Below are 602 nucleotides of genomic sequence, written 5' to 3' on the forward strand. Positions count from 1 at the left end.
CGGACGGTGAGCTCGGCGACGAGGACTCTATCGCGGAAGGCGTTGGCGTGGGCTCGATCGACATCGGCCTCGGGGGTTCGGTGTACGCAATCGACTCTCGCCTCAACGTGACGTCCTTGCCTTTCCTTTTCGCCAACAACAAGGCCATACACGCCTTCCTCGACGGGCCCATCGGGGCGGAGTTGATGGGCTTCGGGCAGGATAGAGGCTACGTCCTGCTTGGCGCTCTCGACTCGGGTTTCCGCCAGTTTGCCTCCACCGGCACGGCCATCACAAGCCCTGAGAATCTAAAAGGGCTAAAGATCCGCACCCCGCCGAATCCGGTAATTCTCGCCACGATGCGCCAGCTCGGCGCTCTCGCCGAGTCTATTCCCTTCGGGCAGGTCTATACCTCGCTTCAGGCACATGTTGTGAGCGCAGTGGAACCCGAGGTTCGCGACTACTACGATTCCAAATGGTACGAGGTCGCCGACAAGCTCTCCATTGCGAACTACATCTGGACCGCCAATTGGTGGTTCATGAACAAGGATCGCTTGGAGACCCTGCCGGCGGAGCAGCAGACGGCGATAAAGGAGGCCGCCAAGCAGACGGTCACCTGGTAT

The 602-nt window shown here is 60.3% G+C and carries 1 protein-coding gene; it reads left to right on the forward strand.

Going from position 1 to position 602, the window contains the following annotated elements; all coding sequences use genetic code 11:
- Positions 1–602: TRAP transporter substrate-binding protein (locus EN780_RS36760; protein ID WP_133372982.1), on the forward strand; the 602-nt coding region annotated here is incomplete at both ends.

The sequence above is a fragment of the Mesorhizobium sp. M4B.F.Ca.ET.089.01.1.1 genome (assembly GCF_004022605.1).
GTDB lineage: Bacteria > Pseudomonadota > Alphaproteobacteria > Rhizobiales > Rhizobiaceae > Mesorhizobium > Mesorhizobium abyssinicae.